General features: G+C 58.2%; 1 pseudogene. It reads right to left on the bottom strand.

Annotated features, from left to right (window positions below):
- Positions 1-105 precede the first annotated feature (105 nt).
- Positions 106-474, bottom strand: a pseudogene (locus EWH12_RS21965) (IS110 family transposase); the annotation flags it as partial.
- Positions 475-863: the final 389 nt, after the last annotated feature.

The following is an 863-nucleotide window of genomic DNA, read 5'->3' as shown; positions in this document are numbered from 1 at the left end:
CAAATATCGAAATCACTCAACCCTGACAGTAACCAGGCATCTACTGCCTACACCAGCTGTCCCGGATTTACTGAAGCGCTTGTCCGGGATTTAGCGAAGCGGCTGTCCGACTTTTGCGAAATACGCAATCACTTGCGCATCCTTGGAATCGTTCTTGTCCCAGCCATTGTGCAGAGCCTCGCGCGTTCGAGCCAAGGCAACGGACGAGATCAAGCGCAACTCGAAGCCGGCGGACAGCAGGCGATGCGCCAGCGTGCGGTGGTAGTTACCAGTAGCCTCGAAGCCGACGATGATCGGACGCCCGATGTCGCTAAGATCCGTGGCCAGGCGATCATAATCTGCCTTTGTCGCCATCACCGTCATGCGACGTCGGCGTCCGCCTTCTGGACGTTCGATCAGGACCTCCTGGCGGTGTTTGGACATATCGATGGCTACCAGCACGGCGTCGGTGGGATTAGAGCTACGCTTGGTCATGGTCGGTCTGTCTCCAAAGGGTTGAGTCGACAACTTCACTTTAGAGACCTGCGGGCCGATCATGACCGCCTTGATGAAGCTTGCGGGCGCTACGCGCCCTTGCCTTCATCAAGGCAGTGCGCCCCTTCGAGGGGCCGCTTCCCAATGTGCTATGGCAGCGAATTTATCGCGACAGCCGTCCAGCAATGGCTGGGGCAGATCGGCGTGAAGACGCTCTACATCACACCGGGATCACCATGGGAGAATGGCTATAACGAAAGCTTCTGTCAACGGCGGAGCAAAAGTCGGCCATTCGGCGGCGTAAAACCAGGCCATCGTGTTACATGCCGGGGGGAGTGGCGTGAGGGCGTAGCCCGAGGGCCACTCCCCCCGGCATTGGTGTAATTTTC

Source organism: Sphingobium cupriresistens, assembly GCF_004152865.1.
Lineage (GTDB): Bacteria > Pseudomonadota > Alphaproteobacteria > Sphingomonadales > Sphingomonadaceae > Sphingobium > Sphingobium cupriresistens.
This window is presented reverse-complemented; position numbering and strand designations above follow the sequence as displayed.